The 3,227-nt window shown below is 66.9% G+C and carries 3 protein-coding genes; 1 reads left to right on the top strand and 2 read right to left on the bottom strand.

Annotated features, from left to right (window positions below; genetic code table 11):
• Positions 1-259: 259 nt before the first annotated feature.
• Both istB and istA read right to left on the bottom strand, forming a co-directional pair.
• Positions 260-1,027, bottom strand: coding sequence for an IS21-like element helper ATPase IstB (istB, locus tag ACLL97_RS12930; protein ID WP_411280887.1), 768 nt, complete (start codon positions 1,025-1,027; stop codon positions 260-262).
• Complete coding sequence (gene istA, locus ACLL97_RS12925; RefSeq protein WP_411280886.1) at positions 1,024-2,622, bottom strand: IS21 family transposase; 1,599 nt, start codon at positions 2,620-2,622, stop codon at positions 1,024-1,026. Before istA ends, istB begins: the two co-directional genes overlap by 4 nt.
• Before the next feature lie 110 nt (positions 2,623-2,732).
• On the opposite strand from istA, the gene ACLL97_RS12920 reads away from it, so the two are divergent.
• On the top strand, positions 2,733-3,227 hold a 495-nt coding region (locus ACLL97_RS12920), incomplete at its 3' end, for an IS66 family transposase zinc-finger binding domain-containing protein (protein ID WP_411280885.1).

Here is a 3,227-nt window from a genome sequence, read left to right as displayed (position 1 = left end):
GTTAACAGTCTTTCCTGAGTGAAGGCGCGCCAGCGACGGTGCTAATACGCTCGTCGAAGCGACGGAGCAGGGCCTTCTGGTAAAGCACGTTAATGCGCTGTGCTCTAAACCTTCCATCCGGCTATCTCGCCGTTGAGCGCTTGGCAGAGAAACGGTCACCCGCTGCGTAAGAGAATCTCGACCCCGGCGGCCACCTCAAAATCCCCCATCCGTGGCCGGGTCAAACTCCCCCAGCGGACGTGCGCGGGACGGGGTGAGGCTATGGGCTTTTGGCCTGCTTCGCAAGACGCGCCGCGGCTTCTTTAAGTCGCCAGCTCTTGCCCTCGAATTTGAGGAGGTGGCCGTGGTGGAGCAGACGGTCGAGGAGGGGCGTGACGACGACGGTATCGCCGAGCAGACGCGCCCAGTCTTCAAAGGGTCGGTTGGAGGTCACGAGCGTGGAGGCTTTTTCGTAGCGGCTCATGAGCACATCGGCGAGTTCGTCGCCCGCCTGCGCGGGGAGTTTGCGCAGGAAGAGATCGTCGATGAGCAAGAGATCGACCGACTTGAGCTGTTTCCGATACGCGCGGAGTTGCCCAAGCTCACGGGCTTCCGCGAGGTCTTCGATGAGCTGATGCGCTTCGCGATACAGCACCGTGTAGCCGCGTTGCACGGCGAGCAGCGCCAGCGCTTTGGCGCAGTGACTTTTCCCGGTTCCCGGCGGACCGATCAGCAATAGATCTTCTTTCGCGTCGAGAAATTGCAGGGTGCCGAGCGCGAGCACCTCGCGCTTCGGGAGCCGCGTGTTGTAGGTCCAGTCGAAGTCTTTGAGATCCTTGCGCTCGCGGAGCCCGGAGAGCGTGAAGCGCCGGTCGAGCAGGCGCGAGCGCCGGCGATCCAGTTCGTCTTGCACGAGCCACGAAAACGCTTCGAGGAAATCCATCTCATGCTGCGCGACCTGCAGCGCGCGGGCCTGCATTGTGGCGCTCATGCCGGACAAGCGGAGCGCGCGCAGTGCCTGTTCGAGCTCGGTGATCGACATCGTCATGCGGACGCCCCCACCGGCGTCCTCGACGCCTCGTCGGCGGCATGCTGATCCCAAAACGTTTGGTACTCGAGGGGCGCGCGGATGCCCGGACCGGATTGCGTCAGTGGCGCCGCGTCGGCGGCGGCGCGCGCCTCCTCCGCGCGCCGGGCCAGTGCCGACTTGATAGCGGTGTACGAGATGCAGTCGGCGGCCAGCAGGCGCGCACACACCGCTTCGATGTCCGTGCGCGCATACGTGCGCGGCAGACTCGCGAGGCCTTGGAGGGCGCGTTGCCCTGGTCGCCCGACGCGCGCGAAGAGGACCTGCGCCAGCGCGGCTGTCTGGGGACCGATTTGCGCCGCGCGGGCGAGCACGCGCGCCGTCTCCCGCGACGGATTGAAGAGGCGATCCGAGGCGGCCATCACGAAGGCGCCCTTTCGCAGCGCCTTCTGATGACGGCGCAGCAGCACGCCGCGGCGATCCAGAATCTCAATCGCCTGCGCATACACGCGGACAGTGACCACGCTCGCGAGCGCCGCTTCGCCGGCCGCGTAGTACGCGCCTTCGATCTGCACGAGCCCCGCATCATCGACCGTGCGCACGCCTTGCGTGAAGTACCGAAAGCCTTCACGCGGGAGCGGCAGCAGGTGCGGCTGCTCCTCGCGATAGAGTTCACTGACCTGGCGCTTCTTCCGCCCATGAATGCGCGGCGAGGCCCAGCGCGCTTCCCACTCCACGAGCCACGCGTTCTGCGCCTCGAGCGTCTCGAAGGTGCGCCCCTTCAAGGCGGTCGTCTGCGTGTGCTGAATCGCCGCTTCGACGGTGCCCTTGCGATTCGGATCGCGCACGCGACACGGGTCGGCGACGACGCCATGGTGCGCGAGTACCGCGGCATACACCGGATTGAGGCCCGGTTCGTACCAGTCGGGCCGCACCACGCCCTCACGCAAATTGTCGAGCACCACGTAGCGGCAGCAGCCACCAAACGACCGAAACGCCTCTTCATGCAGCTGCGCCCACACGACCTGCGACGTCTTCCATACCACTTTCCGAAAGCACTTGCCCGAGTACTTGAGTGTCATCACAAACAGGATCGGGCGCTGGTATTTGCCCGACGCGGTGCGCGTCGGCGCGCCTTGGCCGTAGTCGACCTGTGCCTCCTCGCCCGGCAGAAACTCGAGCACGTCGAAGCGCTCCGGCGCGCGCGCCTTGAGCGCGGCCACGAAGCGTTTCACCGAGTTGTACTGGTGCGTGAAGCCGCGCTGATCGACCAGATCCTGAAACACACTCACTGCGTTGCGGCCGAGCGCGACCTGGGCTTCGATCCACGACCGATGGGGCTCGCACGCGGACGTCGCCGGCCCCGGGTGCACGCGATGCGGGACCACGGCCGCGGCCACGATGCCGTCGTCACCCGGTGGCCGGGGTGGGGGCATTTCACCGGCCATCGCCGCTGAGCCGGTGGCCACCATGGGGGCATTTGCCGCGGCGGCCCGCGCGTACCGGCGAATGGTCTTCCGATCCACGCCCGTACGCTGCGCGATCTCATGCTGGGACGCGCCCCGCGCCAGCAGCGTGGTAATGGTGATCCGTAAATGGGCCTTCAAGACGTTCACTCCTTCCTCCCTCACCACGGTGAGAGAGGTAGCGTAACGTCCCGCGGGTGGCCCCCCGAATTAAGAGCTCACACCCTCACGCCGGCTGGGGGAGTTTGAGGTGGCCACGGATGGGGGATTTTGGGTGGCCGCCGGGGTGGGAACTGCTGCTCGCGAAACTGCGCGCTGCGGGGCTGGGCAAACGCTCCGAGCGTACGAACGCGGAGCAACTGGCGCTCTTGCTCGACGCACTGCTCAAGCAGACGCCGCAGCCGGAGATGGATCCAGACGCGGAGGCGCGCGAGGATGCCGCGCTCACCGCCGAGATCGCGCGCGCCGACGCCGCGTCGCCGACCGTGCGCCGTGCACGGCAGTCGTGGCGCACGAGCGCGGTCGTGGACCGCGAGATCCACACGCACGACGTCCCCACGTCCGCGCAGCAGTGCGGGACCTGTGGGCGCACGATGCGGGGCATCGGACACGACGAGCGCCAACTCCTGTCCTACGTGCCTGCGCGCTTTGTGGTGCACGAGCACCAGCTGCAGACGTACGCGTGCGGCTCCTGTAAAGACGGCGTGGCCACCACGGCGGGACCGGGCACCGCGCTCGGGCAGGGGAGCGCCGAT

Origin of the sequence: Gemmatimonas sp., from assembly GCF_046594945.1 — a bacterium.
Classification (GTDB): domain Bacteria; phylum Gemmatimonadota; class Gemmatimonadetes; order Gemmatimonadales; family Gemmatimonadaceae; genus Gemmatimonas.
This window is presented reverse-complemented; position numbering and strand designations above follow the sequence as displayed.

What these genes read in the sequence shown, in the direction of transcription:
- istB (WP_411280887.1), bottom strand. Translation starts at nt 1,027, where the DNA reads ATGACGATGTCGATCACCGAGCTCGAACAGGCACTGCGCGCGCTCCGC.